We start from the raw sequence: 21,143 nt of genomic DNA, 5'->3' as shown, positions 1-21,143 counted from the left end.
CATGAAGAGTCGTAAGAAACGTTTAAGAGAAGTGTATGTATGGGAATTACCCGTACGTATCTATCATTGGGTGAATGCGCTCTGTATCGTCATACTCTGCGTGACAGGCTTTATCATCGCCGATCCTCCCGCGATCATGTCCGCTTCGGAGGCTTATTTCAGCTATTGGTTCGGCGTGGTTCGGTTTATCCATTTCGTAACAGCGTTCGTATTCTTCTTCAATTTCGTATTCCGGCTTTATTGGGGATTCGTCGGGAATCGTTATGCCAGATGGAATAACTTCATCCCTTTAAAGAAATCTCAATGGAAAGAGGTATTGGAGGTGATCAAGGTAGATATCTTGATGATTAAGAACAAACCGGTAGACAGTATCGGGCATAACGCCTTGGCTAGCTTAATTTATTTCGGAACTTTCTGGGCATTTTTGTTACAAAGTATCACAGGATTCGGCCTATACGCCAAGATGAGTCAGTCTTTCTTCCCGCAATTGTTCGCATGGACCATCCCGTTGATGGGCGGGGATTTGATGGCTCGCCAGATTCATCATTTCCTGATGTGGTTCTTCATCCTTTTCGCTATCGTTCATATTTATCTGGTATTTTATCATGACTATATCGAGCAACGTGGCGAGACTTCGTCCATCATCGGTGGCTGGAAGTTTATCGAGGAAGACATAGCGGACAAGGAAGAGGTAACCGAGACTGCCGAGACTATCACTAAGATCGCTAAAAAAGGATGAAAGTGGAGAAGGAAACATTAGTATTAGGAGTAGGCAATTTATTGCTGAAAGACGAAGGTGTAGGCATACACGTTATCAAGGCTTTAGAAAACGAGAAGCTCCCGGCTCACGTCCATTTGATGGACGGGGGCACGGGAGGACTTCATTTATTAAGTTGGCTGCAAGGATATGACCGTATCATCATGATCGACGCCACGCTGGATAATAACCCTCCGGGCACCGTCCGTCTGATCCAACCTCGTTACGCCACCGACTTTCCCCCGCTCATGAGCGCCCACGAGATCGGTCTAAAAGATATGATCGACGCCATGATCCTGACCGACGATCTCCCGGAAACCCATCTCATTGTCATCTCCGCCCTCAATATCAACGAGGTCGGAATGGATCTGACACCCGAGGTAAAAGCGGCGGTTCCGAAAGTGATCCGGATGATACAAGAGATTATTTCAATACATAATAGAGCATACCGGCAATAGCGGCCCCAGCTATCGGCCCTAAAACAGGTACCCAAGCATACTCCCAATGGCTGCTGCCTTTTCCCTTGATCGGCAAAATAAAGTGTATGAACCGGGGAGCTAAATCACGGGCAGGGTTAATCGCGTAACCGGTAGTTCCACCTAAGGAAAGGCCGATTACCCAGACCGTAAACGCTACCGGAATGGCACCTACCGAACCTAAACCTATCGGCAAGGTACTATTGCTTTCGTAGGTTAGTTCTCCGTCCGTTATAAAAAATACGACAAACATCAAGGCGAACGTACCGATCATCTCACCTAAGAAATTAATTGGATAATCTTTGATAGCAGGACTCGTACAGAATACGCCTAATTCCGCATCCGGATCATCCGTAGCGTTGAAGTGATCCTTATAAACCAGCCAGACCAATAAAGCGCCCAAAGCGGCACCTATCATTTGCCCGGCTATATAAGTACATACATCACACCAAGGGAAAGTCCCTCCGATCGCCAAGCCGATCGATACCGCCGGATTCAAATGTGCGCCACTATAAGGGCCGGCTACCACAACACCGATAAATACGCCTAAAGCCCAAGCGGTCGTTATCGCTATCCAGCCCGCTCCATTGCCTTTTGTTTTCGACAAACAGACATTCGCTACAACTCCTCCTCCCATCAGGATCAAGAGCATAGTCCCTAATAATTCCGCTAAAAATGGAGACATAAGATAATAATTTAAGAATTTGTTAACTTGTTAATCTGCCTATAAGATGATTTTCATTATTCAGCCCAATTCTGAGAACGCCCCACCGCCTTATGCCATTCGTTCAATAATTTACGGGCGGTATCCTCTTTCATTTGTGGGTTAAAGACCTTATCCAAGCACCATTGTTCTTTCAGTTCATCGATATCCTTCCAATAGCCGATCGCCAAGCCCGCCAAATAAGCGGCTCCCAAAGCAGTCGTCTCCAATACATTCGGACGTACGACCGGACAGCGGCAGATATCGGACTGGAATTGCATCAAGAAGTTATTAGCGATAGCACCGCCATCTACCCGAATCTCTTTCGGCTTGGCGTGAATATCGTTTTCCATGGCCATCAATACATCATATACTTGATAACAGATGCCCTCCAAAGCCGCACGGGTTAAATGAGCCGCCGTAGTTCCACGGGTAATCCCGATAATAGCGCCACGTGCGTATTGATCCCAATACGGCGCACCCAAACCCGTTAACGCCGGCACAAAATAAACACCCCCATTATCACTGACGGATTTCGCCATTTGCTCCGTAATCGAGGCATTCGGAATCAAGCCGATCCCATCCCTCAACCATTGAACGACGGCACCTCCCACAAAGACACTACCTTCCAGCGCATAGGTCGTCTGATCCCCTAATTTCCATGCGATCGTTGTCAATAGGTTATTCTGGGAAAGAACGGGTTCCTTGCCGGTATTCAGGATCATAAAGCAGCCGGTTCCGTAGGTTGTCTTGATCATACCATCCTCTACGCAGAGCTGGCCGAACAGAGCCGCCTGTTGGTCGCCAGCCATACCGGATACCGGGATGCCTTTCTTAAAAATAGGAGTTGATGTCTCGCAGTAAACCTCGCTACAGGCTTTCACTTGCGGTAACATCGAGGCAGGTATCGTAAACAAGTCCAATAACTCTTGATCCCATTGCAAAGTACGGATATTGAAAAGCATGGTACGGGAAGCGTTCGTCACATCCGTAATGAATTGAGCGCCCCGGGTAAGTTTCCAAACCAGCCAAGTATCTACCGTACCGAAGCATAGCTCTCCCCGCTCCGCACGCTCCCGGATACCCTTTACGTTATCCAATATCCATTTTATCTTCGTGGCGGAGAAATAAGCGTCGATCACCAATCCGGTCTTCTGCTGGATACGTTCCGCCCAGCCTTGCGATTTAAGTTCCTCGCAATAATCCGCCGTACGGCGATCCTGCCATACGATCGCGTTGTATACGGGAAAGCCAGTCTCCCGGTCCCAGATGATGGTAGTCTCCCGTTGGTTAGCGATTCCGATACAGGCGATATGGCTATCCGTGACATCCGCTTTTGCCATCGCCTCCTTGATGACAGACGATTGGGTGTACCAAATCTCATTCGGGTCGTGCTCTACCCAGCCCGGTTTCGGGAAATACTGTTGGAATGGCTTCTGAGCCAACGTAATAATAGTTCCTTGATGATTAAACAGGATAGCCCGGGAGCTAGTGGTTCCCTGATCGATCGCCAACACATATTTATTTCGAAAATTCATATCCTTCTATATTAGTATCGTTTATCAATTTGTCAATTCAGTATATAATTCGAGGCAACCTCATTAAACGCCTTTACCTGAGCAGAGGTCCAAGTCTCGTCCTTCCCCCATTCCGTAGCCAGAATCCCCGCTACTTTAGGAGCCATTGCCATCGCCGCCCGTGCGTCTAAGAATAAGATACGCAAACGGCGTGCCAATACATCCTCCAAAGTACGAGGCATCTCATTACGGACCAGCCAAGTTACCTCTCCTACCGTATAGGCATAGTCCGGATGCAACTTCTCCGCCATGGCGGGGGAAGAGGCCACTAAGTTACGGATTTCGTCGGCATCCGTACCATATACGTATAAAGGATCGGAGAAATCCGGATTCTTCCGGCTACCATGGATTTGGTAACGCTCGGTAATACAGTCTTTTGTAGGAATATGCATGTAACGTATCGCTAGGTCTAGGGTATCTTGAGCCATTTTCCGGTAGGTTGTCCATTTGCCTCCGATAATGGTGATCAAGCCGGATTTCTCCCGGATCAATTTATGGCTACGTGATATCTCTTTTGTCTTTTTACCTTCGCTACGGGGAGCGGCGAGCGGACGAAGCCCCGCGAACACAGATAAGACATCGCTTCGCTTGGGTGGCCGGGTCAAATAGTTAGCGGCCGTATCGAGTATAAATTGGATTTCTTTCTCTAAGGCTACCGGCTCTTTTTCCGGCGATTCCATCAAGGTATCCGTTGTCCCTACCACGACTTTATCATGCCAAGGTACGGCGAACAACACACGTCCATCCGATGTCTTAGGAATCATAATGGCGCAATCACTTTGCAAGAAAGAGGAATCCAATACCAAATGGACTCCTTGGCTGGGGCGAACGGTCGGGCGTTTACCCGGCTCGTCCATTTGCAAGATCTCATCAGCGAAGACACCGGTAGCGTTGATCACGCAACGGGATCTTACTTGATAAACCGTACCGGTCTCCTCATCTCGAACCGTAACGCCGGATACTTTGCGGTCGCCGTCCTTCAGAAGCCCTATGACTTTCGCGTAGTTCAAGATACAAGCACCAGCGTCGATAGAGCTGCGGACCATATTAATCGCAAGACGGGAATCATCGAACTGGCCGTCATGATAAAGCACCCCGGCGGTCATCCCTTTCGATCGGAGCATCGGAATGGTACGGAGCGCCCGTTTCGGACCGATACAAACCGAACGTCCCAGACCTAATTTTCCGGCCATCACATCATATAGGATCAGGCCTATCGTATAAAACGGGCCTTCCCACCAACGATAACAAGGGATTAAGAAGGTTTGATCTTTTACCAAATGGGGAGCGTTCTGGCGTAGCAGGCCTCGTTCCCGCAAGGCTTCCAGAACCAAGGAGACATCTCCTTGCGCCAAATAACGGACACCGCCATGGACCAACTTCGTACTACGGCTGGAAGTTCCTTTCGTAAAGTCCGATTGTTCGAATAAGGCGACTCTATATCCTCTTGTCGAAGCATCCAGAGCGATACCTATGCCGGTAGCTCCTCCTCCGATCACAAGAAAATCAAAGGCTTCAGACGGGTCTTCCAACTGAGAAATCATTTTACTACGGTCCATATAGCTCCTCCTTTATTAAGATTAACAGTCACAAATCTAACCATTAATTCTTAGTATAACAAAGGATTTGGGAAAAAGGATCAGTAGCGCTTTCTGTTTTCCATAAAGATAACTGCAGTTTCTATTGGAAGAAACAAAAGTTTCCTGCTGAAGAAACTTTTGTTTTGCTATAGGGAAACAAAAGTTTTCCTTACGGGGAATTTAAAAAAACTGTAATAGTCTGATTATTATCACTCAAACATCTTATCGATACCTCCTGTATCCGGTGGAGTCGTAGGGCTATCTTCCTCCCCTCCTTCGCTACATGGGTTCGCGTATTTCTCGGGGATCTCGAAAGTCTCGTCTTCCGAGTAGCCTAACGTTTTATCTTTATAAACCTTTTGCATATAAAGGGCGTAAATCGGTAACGCCATACTCGCTCCCTGCCCTTCCGCCAAGCGGTCGAAATGGATGGAACGGTCCTCGCCGCCTACCCAGCAGCCGGAAACCAAGCTAGGCGTAAATCCCATGAACCAACCGTCGGAGTTATTCTGGGTCGTTCCGGTCTTACCACCCATCTCCGCCTTGATACCGTAGCGGAAACGTACACGTCCTCCGGTACCACCGTCGATTACGCTTTTCAACATATGTAGCATCTTATAGGAAGCATCTTCCGTCAGCACCTCACTCATCTGTGGGGTAAAGTTCGCAATTGTATTTCCATATGAATCTTCTATACGGGTCACGAATAAAGGTTCTACCCGGATGCCCTTGTTGGCAAATACCGTATAGGCCCCGACCATCTCACCCACCGATACATCCGGAGTACCCAGACAGACCGAGATAACCGGATCGATATGATTCTTCAAGCCGAAAGAATGAAGCAAACGAACAAACGTATAAGGTGAGAGCTGGCTCATCAGATAAGCGGTTACCCAGTTATCCGAGTTCTGTAATCCCCACTTGATCGTAACCATCTCGCCGATTCGCTTCGCGCTGGCGTTACGGGGAACCCACAAACGACCGTTCTCGTCCATCAACTGCTGCTGCACATGTAGCATCTGGTCGCAAGGACTGATCCCCTCGATCATCGCCAACGAATAAAGGAACGGTTTCATGGTAGAACCGATCTGACGGCGACCGCCATTCACCATATCATATTGGAAGTCATTATAGTCAATACCACCTACATAAGCCTTGACCTGCCCGGTGCGAGGGTCCATCGACATAAACGCCGTACGCAAGAAACTCTTATGATAACGAATCGAATCCAAGGGAGACATGATCGTATCGATCGGACCATCCCAACTAAACACACGCATATCGACAGGCTTCTCAAACTCCTCGCGCATATCGGCCTCAGCCATTCCACTCTTTTTCATCGCCCGGTAGCGATCTGTCTGGTGCATCGCACGCATCAACATCGTGTCTACTTGACCGACACTTACGTCTCTTGAGAACGGAGCATAGCTACGTCCCTTCTTTTCCCGGAAGAAAGCCGGTTGAAGATCTTTACTCATATGCTCGCGGACAGCGTCTTCCGCATATTTCTGCATACGGGAATCGATGCTCGTATAGATTTTCAAGCCATCCGTATAAAGATTATAGTATTCTCCGTCGGCTTTTTTATTTTTGTTACACCATCCATATAATGGATTCGTCGCCCAAGATAATGAGTCCTCACTGAATTTCTGAGATTGCCAAGAGGCGTAATCCTTACGCTCCGGTTTCTTCGCGGTCATTGTCAGACGAAGGTATTCACGGAAGTAAGGAGCCAAACCGTCTTTATGGTCCATACGGGTAAAATGTACGACCAAGGGTAAAGCCTTCAACGAATCACATTCCGCCTTGGTTATGTACCCGGCCTTTTCCATCTGCTCCAAAACCGTATTACGACGGCCGATGGTACGCTTGTTATGGCGAACCGGATTGAAATAAGAAGGGTTCTTGCACATGCCTACCAACGTGGCGGCTTCCTCGATCTTCAAGGTTTTAGGGGTCTTCCCGAAATACACACGAGACGCGGATTGGATTCCCACGGCATTGTACAAGAAGTCAAACTTATTCAGATACATATTTATAATCTCTTCCTTTGTGTAATAACGTTCCAATTGAACCGCGATCACCCATTCGATCGGTTTCTGGAAAAGACGTTCCATCATATTATCGGCACTCGGCGAGAATAATTGCTTCGCTAATTGCTGGGTAATGGTACTACCGCCACCACCGCTTTTTTGCATCAAGATACCCCGCTTCACGATGGCACGAAACAAACCCTGCGCATCGATACCGCTATGTTCGGCGAACCGGATATCCTCGGTAGCGATCAAGGCTTTCACCAAATCCGGCGAAAGATCCTCATAATTCACGTAAATACGATTGTCTTTGCTATGCGCATAGGCTCCCAACGCCTTTCCGTCCGAGGAGATAACTTGGGAAGCATATTTATCAATCGGGTTCTCCAATTGTTCCACCGGAGGCATATAACCAATTGAACCATTCGCTATCGCCATAAACACCATTACCACCGCCCCTAATATAGCGAGGTATACTATCCAACAAGAAATAAGGATACCTTTTGTAATCTTTGATGCCATCTTTTTATATTTCACGGTATGGATAAAAGACTCATCTTATCCACAACGACCTATTTAAGATCACAAAAATAGAGGAAAATACGATCTTATGCAAGTTGAGGCACATATTTCGCCAACAAATAACCACCAGCTAGTAACCAAACATATAAAATAGCGGCCAAAACAAAGGGCTTAGCGCCAGCTTTCTTAAATTTCTCGATACTAGTCTCCGTACCAAGAGCAGTCATGGCCATTGTCAGCATGAATGTATCTACCTGATTGATCCCATCTACAACCGCATGAGGAAGCAAGTCGAGCGAATTGAAACCAATCACGGCCAAGAAACCAAACGCAAACCAAGGAATAGTGATCTTACCACAAGAAGGGGCAACGCCTCCGCCATTCCTCCCCCCGTTAACCACGGACTTCACGGCGGTTCGAGCCAACATGAAACTCATGACCACTAGCACAGGAGCTAACATCATCACACGAATCATTTTCACGATAATAGCCGCATCCGAAATTTCCTTTCCCATAGCGTTACCGGCTCCTACCACATGAGCTACCTCATGCAAGGTCGCACCCGTATAAAGTCCCATTTGCTCCGGGTCTAAATCAAGAATACCCGCACGGTACATCACCGGATAAATAAACATAGAAAGCGTACCGAAAATCACGACTGTCGATACGGCAACCGCCGTCTTATGAGCCTCGCACTTCACGACCGGTTCAGCGCCCAATACCGCGGCAGCCCCGCAAATAGCGCTACCCGTGGCGGTCAGTAAAGCAAGGTCTTTATCCATTTTCATCAATCGCCCCACCCAAACACCGATCAAGATGGTAAGCACCACGATCACCATATCGATCAGGATTGCCGGAAGGCCGATCGCAATCACGCTCTGGAAGGTCAGCTTAAACCCATATAGTACGATACCCGCACGAAGCACTTGCTTAGTACAAAACAGGATACCCGGAACCCACGTCTCCGGCAAATGGTTTCTCAGGCTGTTGGCGTACAACATACCTAAAATAATGCCGACAATCAGCGGACTGAATGACAATTGTTTAATAAACTGGAACTCCGCGATATAGAATGCAGAACAAGAGAAAAGAGCTATCAGCAAGACACCATGTAATACGTTACCTCGTTTTTCACTAAACATAATTATTGATTTATTTAGTACAACATATCATTATTTGATTTCGTTCGCGAAAGTACATATTTTCATCCGATCCCTTACTTCACAAGTTTTTATAGCGAATAACCTAAAGTTATTGCCAATGTTGACTGGCAAAACGCATGAAACTTTCTTCCATACCGCTGTTCTGTCCCTGCGGCTCCACAAAGGAGAAAGTCCGTTCGGCCTTAAAACCCTCAATATCTATCACTTTCAAACGTCCAGCCATCAGCTCACGTGTCACCGCCCGAATAGAAAGAATTCCCAAAGCATCGGAATTTTCCAAGAATAATTTGATACTCTCCGTACTACCTAGCTGCAATAATACGTTCAATTGCGACAGTTTGATCTGGTGTTTTGCCAAGGTCCCCTCCAAGACCTCAAGCGTACCGGAGCCGTTTTCACGAAGTACTACGGGCAAAGCACAAAGTTGTTCCAACGTCAGTTCGTCATAAGCAGCCAACTTAGACCCTACATGAGTCACAACCACTAACTCATCCTTCATAAAAGGTATATAATGCATCGTATTTTGACGGGTAGTCCCTTCCACCAATCCTAACGTTATTTTTCCATCTCGCAAAGCCAACTCTATATCCCGGCTATTCCCATTCAATACAGATACATGTATATCCGGAAACATCTTAATGAATAAAGCAAGCACGGGCGGAAGAACATATTGGGATATTGTCGTACTGGCACCTAAATGTAAATCCCCCAGAAAATTATTTGTCAACAGATTCATCTCGAAATCCAATTGACGATACGAAGCCAATAAGGAATGGGTATGCGAAAACAACAACTCGCCCGCACGAGTTAAACGGATCTGGCTACCTGTTCGTTCAAAGAGAGGCGTCTTATACTGAACCTCCAACTCATGGATATGCTTGCTAATAGCGGGTTGGCTAATGAACAATTCCCTGGACGCTTTCGTGAAGCTTAAGTTACAAGCTACGCTATGAAATACTTTTAATCGAAAATCCATGATATTCTACCTTTTGCTGTTTTAATTTAACAAAGATAAAAAAAATACTATATATTTGTAGATTGAAACATAAATATATGAATGAATATGAAATATCTATATGTTTTATTGTTGACGTTGACCGTCAACGCATGCAGTGGTCAACGTAATCAAAAAACGGAGGAATCCAATGTAGCGCCACCCACCTTTGAAATGGTCTCGGTCCCCACCTTAATCACGGACCCAGTGGAAAGGGCCGAATATTTAGTGAAACATTATTGGGATAAATTCGACTTCAAGGATACGACCTATATCCATGAACCTCAAGTGACCGAGCAGGCATTATCCAACTATATAGATTTGATGAACTATGTCTCGCCTGCGGCTATGTCTTCTTCCGTAAAAGCGATGATGAAACAAACAGAACAAGACAGTGCCATGTTTCAGTACTTTTCCGAGATGATGGAGAAATATCTATACGACCCGAACTCCCCCCTAAGGAATGAGGAAATGTATATAGCCGTATTGGAATATCTTACCGAATCCTCGTCATTAAGCGATGTGGAAAAGATACGTCCCGCCCATTTGCTAGAGCTCGCATTAAAAAACAGAATCGGGACGCCTGCGACCGATTTCACGTACACATTAGCGAACGGAAAAACCGGGAAATTATACAATATAAAAGCGGATTATCTATTATTATTTTTCTATAATCCGGACTGCCATGCTTGTCAAGAAATAACCAGACAAATGGAATCGTCCTTCTTGATCAATGAATTTTCAAAAAGCAACAAACTAAAGATCTTAGCCGTTTATCCGGACGAGGATCTGGACGCATGGAAAGAGCATGTTTCCGTCATGCCTAAAGATTGGATCAACTCATACGACAAAAGTGTTTCGCTTAAAAACGACGAGATCTACGACTTAAAAGCGATACCCACATTATATCTATTAAACAAAGAGAAAAAAGTATTGTTGAAAGACGCTACTTTTCAACAGATCGAAAATTATTTATCACAAACAACTAACTAATTTAAAACATGAAAAAAATCTTATTGTCCTTGGCTTTCTTAGCAGGAGTGAGCCTAACGGTTTCCGCCCAATTCAAGATTGGCGGCAAGACCATTAATACGAAAAAAGTGATTAATGCCGCGACTGATGTAGCGCATGCCGCTACTCTATCCGACGAGGATGTAGCCAAAATGGCAAAAGAGTACATCCAATGGATGGACACTCATAACGAGGTAGCAGGTCCGGATACGGAAATGGGACAACGCTTGGAACGCTTGACCGCCAATGTAAAGAAAGTTTCCGGCCTAGACTTAAACTTTAAAGTATATAATGTAGTAGATGTAAACGCTTTCGCCTGTGGAGACGGAAGTGTACGCGTATGTGGCGGATTGATGAAAATCATGGACGATGACGAGGTATTCGCCGTTATCGGTCATGAGATCGGGCACGTCGTTCATTCCGACTCTAAAGACGCCATGAAAAACGCTTACTTGACCTCCGCCGCTAAAAACGCCGCCGGAGCTGTAAGTGGAACCGTATCCAAACTGACCGACTCTCAACTGGGAGACATGGCACAGGCCTTGGCCGGCGCTCAATATTCCCAGAAACAAGAGTATGAGGCGGACGAATTCGGTTTCCAGTTTTGTATAGATAACGGGCGAGATCCGTACGGAATGTCTAACTCATTAAATAAATTGTTACAACTGAGTGAGTCGGAAGCTAAATCGTCCAAGTTTATGCAGATGTTCTCAAGCCATCCCGAGACTCAAAAACGTGCCGATCGGGTAAAAGAGAAGGCCGATGAGTACGTGAAAAGCAAGCAATAACTGTTAACGGTCCTTTAGCAGGACGGACTATTATTAAAATAAAGCTAACGTATCAAGGATTTACGCCACGAAATCATGCTGTACAACATAAAATACTATATATTTGCACCGTGTTTTTCATGGTATTAGATTTAAGGTTAGCAATGAAGATTGGTCGTCCGTGACGGATGACCATTTTTTTTGCTTTGATAATCAAAAAAACTTCTACCTTTGCAAAAGATCTATCTATTAAGAATCATGAAACACACACATAAATATTTAATTTTTGCCATATTCATATTTCTTGTCTCTTTGTTAACCCTAGGTTGCCAAGAAAAAGAAGAAAAGAAAGTTGTGCTTATCCATTCTTTTGAGCAAAAGAAAGATACCTACCCGATTTTTAATGAAGTGCTGGAACGAACATTCAATAAGCAAAAAATAAACCCGAAGATTCATACATTCTATCTAGATTGCGAGCAATATCTGGATAGTGCCGAAATAGCCCGAATGTATAATTATATTGACTCGATCAAAGAGATTAAACCCGATATCATATTAGTAAACGATGATCAAGCTTGCTACTCTTTATTAGCTTGCGGACACCCGTATCTAAAAGAAATACCGATTGTTTTCGCCGGCGTAAATTATCCGAATTGGTCGCTTTTAAAGAAGTACCCCAATCTTACCGGACTACACGACAAACAAGACTTCATCAAGAATATAGAATTTATACATAAATTATTCGGAGTATTGCAAATCCAGATTCCTTGCGACCGGACAATCCTTGGAAGAAAATCCTTTAATGACTTTTGGCAACAAATACAAGGACACCCGGAAATAGAAATAATCCGCCTTAAAATCCGGGGGCTAGAGTTAGATAAAATCGGAACAAATGACAGTCTATTTGTAAAGAGGCTCATAGACCTTACCCAAAATGGCACTCAGATACGGTCGCTACCGGGAAAAAACTGTATAGCAAAAATAAATACCCTTCCATACCGAGTTTTACCGGGATCTTCTTTGCTCTTTAATTTGTCCGGCACTCTGGATCAAAGCACTTATCTAGATATAAAATACGATCATACCTCCGAAGCTTTTTATCAATTAGTCAATTATCCCAGCTTCTCCGCTCATTACGAACCGATTCAATATCATCCGGCTAAAAGACGGAATCGATACATCGGAGGTTATTTCACATCCGTAGAAATACAAGCACGAGAACAGGCGGAAATGGCTTCGTTTGTGTTGAAAGGGACCCCTGTCGCAGAAATTCCGATCAAAGAAAGCAGTAAGGAATATATTCTCGTATGGCATACCATAAAAGCATGGGGAATACCTATCGAGAAGATCCCTTCTTATGCCCGTTTAGTCAATATCCCTTTTTATGAGCTATACAAGAAACAGCTGATCGCTTTCATTTGCGTAGCGTTCATCTTTATCAATATCGTTGCCACGGGATTATGGAAGCTATATTCCAGAGAACAGAAATATAAGAAATTAGCGCAAGCCAATTTGGTAAAACAGAACAAGGAACTGGAAGTAGCCTTAGAGAAGGCTAAAGAGTCCGACCAAATGAAATCGGCATTTTTAGCGAATATGAGCCATGAGATACGGACTCCATTGAACGCTATTGTCGGATTCTCGAATCTTATGAACACAGACATCGAGCTTAGTAAGGAAGAACGGGAAAACTTTACCGAGTTAATCAATACGAACAGCGATCTGTTATTGAACCTTATCAATGATATCTTAGATCTTTCCCGTATCGAATCGGGCCGTATGTCATTCTCTTTCCAGCAATATTCTCTAAATGAATTAATAAGCACGATTTACCAGACTTTCCAAGTTTTAATGCCGGAGAACGTAGAACTTCGTATGCAAATACCGGAAAAAAGCATATCCATTCCCACGGATAAGTTTCGGTTGACACAAGTGATTACCAACTTTCTTAGCAACGCTATTAAATTCACGCAAAAGGGATATATATTGATTGGTTATGAATACCGAGAGGAAGAGCGGCATGTACATATTTTCGTAGAAGATACCGGCATTGGTATCCCGAAAGAAAAGCAAGACGCCGTTTTCAATCGTTTCACGAAACTGGATGAATTCGCCAAAGGTACCGGCTTGGGACTATCCATTTGCAAAGTGATAGCCGAACGTTTCGATGGGTATATCGCCGTAGAGTCCGAAATAGGAAAAGGAAGCCGTTTTTCCATTATCCTTCCCCTTAACCCCAAACACACTGAAAGTGATTAATCACATTTATTCGCGATAATCCCGAAAATAATATTACTTTTGCTTTTGTATACAATTTTAAATTTCAGATCTGTGAGTACAAGAATAAAATTAAGGGTTCAAGGATTAGCGAACAGCCAAATTCAATCCGGGGCCTATGCGTTAATTTTGGCAGAGGAAAATGGTCCACGGCGAATTCCAATCATCGTAGGAACCGCTGAAGCACAGTCTATAGCGATCGCTTTGGAGCATATCGTACCTCCTCGTCCATTAACACACGACTTATTCGCCACTTTTGCGCAAGCCTTCAACGTCATTCTTAAGGAAGTCTACATATACAAATTCGAAGATGGTGTGTTTTACTCAGAATTAGAGTTTAGCGACGGTGAGCGCTCGATAAAGCTGGACTCTCGTACTTCCGACGCGATTGCCATAGCGCTTCGCGTAAATTGCGACATCTTTACTTCCGAGGAGATTGTAAAGGAATGCGGTGTCGTACTGGAAGACACCCTGTCCATCCCCGCTGACGAACCGGAGGAGGATGACAATTTATTAGAATTAGAACCGGATGAGATTAAGGACGAAGCCCAGTTAAAGAAATGGTTAAGCCTATTGGATATCCAAGAAATAAACGAGCGATTGGAAGACGCTATAGCGGACGAAAATTACGAATACGCGAAAATGTATAAAGACGAGTTGCGCCGTCGAGAAGAAGAGGAGGACACAAACAAATGATTGGAGAACAAGGAGGATTCGGACTGGTCTCACTTTTAAGAGGTCTGCTTGGGATCATTACGATTTTAGGTATCGCCTATGCGATGAGTTATGACCGTAAACGGATCGATTGGAAATTAGTTGGTGGAGGTTTGTTCATGCAGATCGTATTCGCCTTGGCGGTTTTATATGTGCCGTTCGTCGGAAGCCTATTGGAAGGATGTGGCAAGATATTTGTTAAGTTGATGGACTTCACGGATGCCGGTCTTACTTTCTTATTAGGCCCGTATGCCTCTAAAGCGGCAGGATTCAGTTTCTTGCTTCATTCGCTACCGATTGTTATTTTCTTCTCCGCCTTGGTTTCCATGTTTTACCATTGGGGGATTATCCAGAAAGTAGTCGGTGCCTTTGCGTGGGTATTGCGTAAATTCATGAATATATCCGGCTCGGAGGGATTAGTGGCCGCCGGTAATATTTTTATGGGAATGACAGAATCTCCTGTGTTGATCAAGAATTACCTGCCGACAATGAATCGTTCGGAGATATTTTTGGTCATGGTATCCGGAATGGGTACGATCGCCGGTTCCGTAATGGGTACTTACATAGGTATGTTGGGAGGAACAGATCCGGCGTCGAAGGTTTTATTTGCCACTCATTTGCTTTCGGCTTCCGTGATGGCAGTACCGGGTTCAATCGTTTTAGCGAAAATGCTTTGTCCGCAGACGGAAGAAGCCACGGACCATGTAGCTGTCTCCGGCAAGGAAAAAGAGAACTCGAATATTTTAGATGCCATCTCATCAGGTACGGTTACCGGCGTAAAATTAATGACGAATATCGCTGCCATGTTATTGGTATTCATCTCGTTAGTAGCGTTAGCGAATTATGTTACGGAAGACGTAATCGGGCGTTACACGGGATTGAACGACTGGATCGTACAGATCTCGGACGGCAAAGCAAAAGGACTGACTTTCCAGTTCATACTGGGCGTAATCACCGCTCCTTTCATGTGGTTGATAGGTGTACCGGGCCAGGATATCATGCTGGTAGGATCTTTACTGGGACAAAAGACCATATTGAACGAATTTGTCGCCTATTTCCAATTGCAGCAATGGAAAGATGCCGGATTATTCATGTATGAGAAATCGATCTTGATGTCTACTTATATCCTTTGCGGATTCGCTAATATATCGTCTATCGGTATCTTATTAGGCGGATTGGGCGTATTAGCCCCGGAAAAACGAGGATTAATTTCACGTATCGGCGTACCGGCCATGATCGGCGGAGCCCTGGTCTCTGTGCTATCGGCTACTATAATTGGTATGATCCTTGGGTAATTGAAAATTGAGAATTGAGAATTGAAAATTAGATGGTCATGCAGATTTTTTATACACCAGATATAGCTATCAAGCCGGAATTACCGGAAGAAGAAGCAGGACATTGTATACGGGTACTTCGTCTAGGTGAAGGCGATGAGATAGTATTGACGGATGGGCAAGGCTCTTTTTATAAAGCGGCTATTAGCCGGGCGCATCCCAAACATTGTGAGGTGACCCTCTTAGAGAGTTGGAAACAACCCGATCTCTGGAACTTCAATCTCCATATAGCCATAGCTCCTACCAAAAACATGGACCGGATGGAGTGGTTCGTGGAGAAAGCGACGGAAATAGGGATCAATGCGATCACCTGTTTGAATTGTCGTTTCTCGGAGCGTAAAGAGATCAAGCCGATTCGATTGGAGAAGATATTGGTCAGTGCAATGAAGCAATCCCAGAAAGCGACTTTGCCAGCGTTAGAAGGAATGACAGATTTCAAGAAGTTTGTCGCCACTCCCTTTGACGGGCGTAAGTTTATCGCCCATTGCGAGGAAGGCGAGAAGCCACTATTAAAACATACGTATCAGCCGGGAGAGAATGCCTTAATCCTCATCGGACCGGAAGGTGATTTTAGCCCGGAAGAAATCAAGCTGGCTCAAGAGAATGGCTTCGAGCCGATCTCTTTAGGAGAGAGCCGGCTGCGTACGGAAACGGCTGCGCTAGTGGCTTGCCATACGATTCATGTGTTAAATCAATAGAGTCCGGTAAGATGCCTCACATTACCGGAGGGTAATCGTAACTTGATTATTGATCGCAGATGCCCTGTCTGTTATTCGGATTCGTTTTAACAGTTTGTCAATCTATCCCCATATTCTGTCTTGTTTACAGACAGAAGTACGGGATGGCTTATAAAAACGTCACTCTCCAGCAGTCAAAAAAACATCCGATCAATCACTGACAGGATGTCTTTACTGCTTGTCACAAATGAAAACCACCTTAACTAAATAAGCAAATGCGTTGCAATTGCAATTATCAATTTTAATGAATACAACAAAAACATGAACGCAGATCAGCATATTTGATCAATAGCCACCGCAAATATACGAAAAAAACAGACCTATGCTATAATATACTATAGCTATTTACATAAAAATCTTCACATACTTTGTTACTCTATTTATGATAAACGAGAGTGACAAAATAATAATACAACGTATTGTGCAAAGGATAAAATCTTTACGCAAGGAACGTAGTATGTCACAACGTGAACTGATGTTCAGATCCGACGTCAATATTTTTATATTAGAACAAGCCAAACAAGATATCAAAATCGGAACCTTAATTAAAATAACCAGAGCATTAAATATCTCTTTATCCGACTTTCTAAAGGGTATTGAAGATGACACTAATATAGAATAATCCTATTTCCATTAAAAATACGTTAATCCTCATAAGGGTTATTAAGCAAATTGCTACATTTGTAATGATATTAACAAATCTAATCTAATAACAATTTAAGTAACATGAAAAATTTGTTCAAATCATTCTTGATTCTTTCAGCCATAGCTATGGCTATCCCCTGTATCGCTCAAACTCCGAATACATTGACTAAGAAGGAGAAAAAAGCTGGCTGGGAATTATTATTCAACGGAAAAGACTTCTCAGGATGGCGTCAATGTAACGGAACCGCTATGCCCGCGAACTGGGTTATAGAAGACAATGCAATGAAAGTATTTACCGGCGAAGGCAAGAAACCGGGACAAGGCGCTAATGGCGATATCCTTTACCAGAACAAAAAGTTCAAAAACTTCGAGCTTTCGGTAGACTGGAAAGCCAGCAAGATGGGCAACTCCGGTATCTTCTATTATGTACGCGAAGTACCCGGCAAACCTATTTATTATGCGGCTCCCGAAGTACAGGTACTAGATAACGTGGACGCAACCGACAACAAATTAGCGAACCACCTAGCAGGTTCTCTATATGACATGCTTCCCGCAGATCCGAAAACAGTTAATCCTGCCGGCGAGTGGAATACGATCGTAATCCGTGTAAAAGATGGAAAAGTAACGCATACTCAAAATGGCAAAAAAGTAGTTGAGTACACTTTATGGAGCAAAGAGTGGGATGATCTGGTAGCTAACAGTAAATTCAAGAACTTCCCGGGTTTTACCGAAGGTATCTCTAAAGAAGGTTATATAGGTCTGCAAGATCATGGCTATCCTATATGGTTCCGTAATATCAAGATCCGTGAACTAAAATAGTTCTTCGAATCTATCGTATATAAATAAAAAGCCCGGGATTCTGATAAATCACCGGGCCTTTTTATATCTGTTTAAAAAGTAAGCCTAATTACTCCCACTCAATTGTCGCATTCGGTTTCGGAGACATATCGTAGCATACACGGTTCACGTTCTTCACCTCTTTCAAGATACGATCCGTAATCTTCATCAAGATTGGCCAATCAACCGGTTCGATCGTAGCGGTCATGGCATCTACCGTATTGACGGCACGGATAATCACGGGCCATTCGAAAGAACGGGCGTTATCACGTACGCCAACCGACTTAAAGTCGGGTACTACCGTAAAGTATTGCCATACCTTTTTATCCAGTCCGGCGTTCTTGAACTCCTCCCGTAAGATCGCATCCGACTCACGTACCGCTTCCAGTCTATCACGAGTGATAGCGCCCAAGCAACGTACGCCCAAACCCGGTCCGGGGAACGGCTGGCGATAAACCATGTCATAAGGCAAACCTAACTCTACGCCACAAGCACGAACCTCGTCCTTGAATAATTGACGCAAAGGCTCAACCAACTCAAATTGCAAATCTTCCGGCAGACCGCCTACGTTATGATGGGATTTCACCATCTTAGCCGTCTTCGTTCCACTCTCCACGATATCCGGATAGATCGTTCCTTGAGCCAAGAAATCGATTCCATCTAATTTGCGAGCTTCTTCCTCAAATACACGGATAAACTCACCACCGATAATCTTACGCTTTTGCTCCGGATCTTCCACGTCAGCTAGCTTATTCAAGAAACGATCGGTAGCGTCTACATACACCAAATTGGCATTCAACTGGTTCTTGAAGACCTCAACGACATCCTCGGACTCGCCCTTACGCATCAAACCATGATTCACATGCACGCAAACCAATTTATCGCCGATCGCTTTCAAAAGCAAAGCGGCTACTACAGAGCTATCGACACCTCCAGACAAGGCCAGCAGAACTTTCTTATCCCCTACCTGACGCTTTACCAATTCAATCTGGTCATTGACAAAATTCGTCATATTCCAGTTTGCCTCAGCCTTGCAAGTATCGAACACGAAAGACTTGACAGCGCCCTTGATCGCCTCGACATCATCCGTAAACTCCGGCAATTTAACCTCGCACAACGCCTTATCGTGACCTGCGGCCATTACAGGAGTGCCCATCTCGTAAATACCCGGATTCACGTCGATAGCTACACCGTCGATAACATTGTTTGGGCCACCATTGATAATGATACCTTTCACGTTTGGCAAGGCTTTTAATTCCTCAACCGTGATGTCATGCGGATAAATCTCACTATAAACGCCTAACGCACGAATAGCACGAGCCAACACCGTATTCTCATGACTACCTAAATCCAAGATAACAATCATATCTTGCTTCATGTGACTTTTAAATTTTATTGATTTTACACTTTGTTATACCTAAGACAAATGTCACTCCCACTCGATGGTTGCAGGCGGCTTCGAGCTGATGTCGTACACGACTCTATTTACGCCTTTCACCTTATTGATAATCTCGTTGGAAACTTTGGCGAGGAACTCGTACGGAAGCTGCGCCCAATCGGCGGTCATAGCGTCCGTGGAAGTTACCGCACGTAAAGCTACCGTATTCTCATAGGTACGCTCATCGCCCATTACACCTACGGATTGAATCGGAAGTAAGATTACCCCAGCTTGCCAAATCTTATCGTAAAGTCCCCACTCACGCATCAATGACATATAGATATCGTCAGCGTCTTGCAGGATACGTACCTTTTCCGGCGTGATATCACCCAAGATACGGATACCCAATCCCGGTCCCGGGAACGGATGGCGCTTGATCAAATGCGGTTGCATACCCAACTCCATACCGACACGGCGAACCTCATCCTTGAAAAGAAGACGAAGCGGCTCGACGAGTTTCAAGTTCATCGTATCCGGAAGTCCGCCCACATTATGATGGCTCTTGATAACCGTACCTGTGATAGACAGCGACTCGATCACATCCGGATAAATCGTACCTTGCCCCAGCCACTTGATATCTTTCAGCTTATGCGCCTCCTCATCGAAGACATCGATAAATCCTTTGCCGATGATCTTACGTTTCTTCTCCGGTTCCGTAACGCCCGCTAGTTCTTTATAGAACTTATCTTTCGCGTTTACGCCGATCACGTTCAATCCTAAATGCTCATAATCCCTCATTACGTTCTCGAACTCATTCTTGCGCAGCAAACCATGATCCACGAAAATGCAAGTCAAGTTCTTACCGATCGCCTTATTCAGCAATACGGCCGTAACAGATGAATCCACACCGCCGGAAAGAGCCAAGATCACTTTATCATCTCCCAATTGCTCCTTCAACTCAGCTACGGTAGATTCGATAAAGGAAGCCGGTGTCCAATCCTTGGCGCATCCGCAAATATTCAAGAAGTTATCCAGCAACTTCGTACCGTCTGTCGAATGGAATACTTCCGGATGAAACTGAACGCCCCACGTTTTCTCACCTTCCACATGGTAAGCGGCAGCCCTCACGTCGTCCGTGCTGGCGATCACCTTGAAATTATCCGGCAATACGGTAATCGTATCCCCATGAGACATCCATATCTGTGAACCCACATGGATCCCTTTCAGTAATTCATCCTCACCATCAATGTGCGACAAATTAGCACGTCCATACTCACGTGAATTAGCCGGTTCCACATTACCTCCGGATGTATAAGCTAGAAACTGCGCTCCATAACAAATACCTAAGACGGGATACTTCCCCCGTATCTCGGTCAAATCAGCCTTAAAGGCATTCTCGTCGTATACGGAATAAGGACTTCCGGAAAGGATCACACCTTTCACGTCGGTAGCGTCATGCGGGAATTTGTTATAAGGAACGATCTCACAATACATATTCAACTCTCTGACCCTACGGCCGATAAGCTGGGTTGTTTGCGAGCCGAAATCAAGAATAATAAGTTTCTCGTGCATGCAATTATGATTATTTAATTGAGTGGCGCAAAGGTAGTAATAAATTCGGGAAGCATAAACACACTG

Annotated in this window: 17 protein-coding genes; 9 read left to right on the top strand and 8 right to left on the bottom strand. The window is 44.7% G+C overall.

Features of this window, described 5'->3' with window-relative positions; translation table 11 throughout:
• The first annotated feature begins 1 nt into the window (after position 1).
• On the top strand, positions 2–739 hold the full coding sequence (gene cybH / locus ACESPU_RS18650) for a Ni/Fe-hydrogenase, b-type cytochrome subunit (RefSeq protein ID WP_005865039.1): 738 nt from the start codon (positions 2–4) through the stop codon (positions 737–739).
• Positions 736–1,215 (top strand): HyaD/HybD family hydrogenase maturation endopeptidase, encoded by a 480-nt coding sequence (locus ACESPU_RS18645; RefSeq protein ID WP_005865036.1) that lies wholly within the window; start codon positions 736–738, stop codon positions 1,213–1,215. Before cybH ends, ACESPU_RS18645 begins: the two co-directional genes overlap by 4 nt.
• Here the strand turns inward: ACESPU_RS18645 and ACESPU_RS18640 are convergent.
• The 6 genes from ACESPU_RS18640 to ACESPU_RS18615 form a co-directional block, all read right to left on the bottom strand.
• Entirely contained in the window at positions 1,181–1,918 is a 738-nt protein-coding gene (locus ACESPU_RS18640) for an MIP/aquaporin family protein (protein WP_005855011.1), read from the bottom strand. The two genes, ACESPU_RS18645 and ACESPU_RS18640, sit on opposite strands and share 35 nt — an antisense overlap.
• 56 nt (positions 1,919–1,974) lie before the next feature.
• Entirely contained in the window at positions 1,975–3,474 is a 1,500-nt protein-coding gene (gene glpK, locus ACESPU_RS18635) for a glycerol kinase GlpK (RefSeq protein ID WP_008773317.1), read from the bottom strand.
• Positions 3,475–3,506: 32 nt separating this feature from the next.
• Positions 3,507–5,072, bottom strand: coding sequence for a glycerol-3-phosphate dehydrogenase/oxidase (locus tag ACESPU_RS18630; protein WP_373133588.1), 1,566 nt, complete (start codon positions 5,070–5,072; stop codon positions 3,507–3,509).
• Positions 5,073–5,302: 230 nt separating this feature from the next.
• Positions 5,303–7,648, bottom strand: a complete 2,346-nt coding sequence (locus ACESPU_RS18625; RefSeq protein WP_005865028.1) for a transglycosylase domain-containing protein — start codon at positions 7,646–7,648, stop codon at positions 5,303–5,305.
• Positions 7,649–7,734: 86 nt separating this feature from the next.
• Positions 7,735–8,790, bottom strand: a complete 1,056-nt coding sequence (locus tag ACESPU_RS18620; RefSeq protein WP_158532985.1) for a YeiH family protein — start codon at positions 8,788–8,790, stop codon at positions 7,735–7,737.
• A 109-nt stretch (positions 8,791–8,899) separates the two neighbouring features.
• Complete coding sequence (locus ACESPU_RS18615; protein WP_008773321.1) at positions 8,900–9,787, bottom strand: LysR family transcriptional regulator; 888 nt, start codon at positions 9,785–9,787, stop codon at positions 8,900–8,902.
• 81 nt (positions 9,788–9,868) lie between these two features.
• Between ACESPU_RS18615 and ACESPU_RS18610 the strand changes: the two genes are divergently transcribed.
• The 7 genes from ACESPU_RS18610 to ACESPU_RS18580 all read left to right on the top strand — a co-directional run bounded on the left by ACESPU_RS18610 (position 9,869) and on the right by ACESPU_RS18580 (position 18,109).
• Complete coding sequence (locus ACESPU_RS18610) at positions 9,869–10,798, top strand: DUF5106 domain-containing protein (protein ID WP_034530440.1); 930 nt, start codon at positions 9,869–9,871, stop codon at positions 10,796–10,798.
• 8 nt (positions 10,799–10,806) lie between these two features.
• Positions 10,807–11,604 carry a M48 family metallopeptidase gene (locus ACESPU_RS18605; RefSeq protein ID WP_008773322.1) on the top strand — a complete coding sequence of 266 codons (798 nt, stop codon included), beginning with the start codon at positions 10,807–10,809 and terminating at the stop codon, positions 11,602–11,604.
• A 237-nt stretch (positions 11,605–11,841) separates the two neighbouring features.
• A complete protein-coding gene (locus tag ACESPU_RS18600) occupies positions 11,842–13,842 on the top strand; it encodes an ATP-binding protein (RefSeq protein WP_227154448.1) in 2,001 nt (666 codons plus the stop codon).
• 72 nt (positions 13,843–13,914) lie between these two features.
• Positions 13,915–14,556, top strand: a complete 642-nt coding sequence (locus ACESPU_RS18595) for a bifunctional nuclease family protein (protein WP_005854990.1) — start codon at positions 13,915–13,917, stop codon at positions 14,554–14,556.
• Positions 14,553–15,869, top strand: a complete 1,317-nt coding sequence (locus ACESPU_RS18590; RefSeq protein ID WP_008780242.1) for a NupC/NupG family nucleoside CNT transporter — start codon at positions 14,553–14,555, stop codon at positions 15,867–15,869. The genes ACESPU_RS18595 and ACESPU_RS18590 overlap by 4 nt, the downstream gene beginning before the upstream one ends.
• A 38-nt stretch (positions 15,870–15,907) precedes the next feature.
• Positions 15,908–16,606, top strand: a complete 699-nt coding sequence (locus ACESPU_RS18585; protein WP_005854983.1) for a 16S rRNA (uracil(1498)-N(3))-methyltransferase — start codon at positions 15,908–15,910, stop codon at positions 16,604–16,606.
• A 765-nt stretch (positions 16,607–17,371) separates the two neighbouring features.
• A complete protein-coding gene (locus tag ACESPU_RS18580; protein WP_057327341.1) occupies positions 17,372–18,109 on the top strand; it encodes a DUF1080 domain-containing protein in 738 nt (245 codons plus the stop codon).
• A gap of 88 nt (positions 18,110–18,197) precedes the next feature.
• Here the strand turns inward: ACESPU_RS18580 and guaA (ACESPU_RS18575) are convergent, their stop codons facing one another.
• On the bottom strand, positions 18,198–19,505 hold the full coding sequence (guaA, locus tag ACESPU_RS18575; RefSeq protein WP_005854978.1) for a glutamine-hydrolyzing GMP synthase: 1,308 nt from the start codon (positions 19,503–19,505) through the stop codon (positions 18,198–18,200).
• Between the two features lie 51 nt (positions 19,506–19,556).
• A complete protein-coding gene (guaA, locus tag ACESPU_RS18570) occupies positions 19,557–21,077 on the bottom strand; it encodes a glutamine-hydrolyzing GMP synthase (RefSeq protein WP_009275897.1) in 1,521 nt (506 codons plus the stop codon).
• Positions 21,078–21,143 lie beyond the last annotated feature (66 nt).

The organism is Parabacteroides sp. 20_3 (genome assembly GCF_964238835.1).
Taxonomy (GTDB): Bacteria; Bacteroidota; Bacteroidia; order Bacteroidales; family Tannerellaceae; genus Parabacteroides; species Parabacteroides distasonis.
Note: the sequence above shows the minus strand (reverse complement) of the source record. Positions and strands in the feature narration are given on the sequence as shown.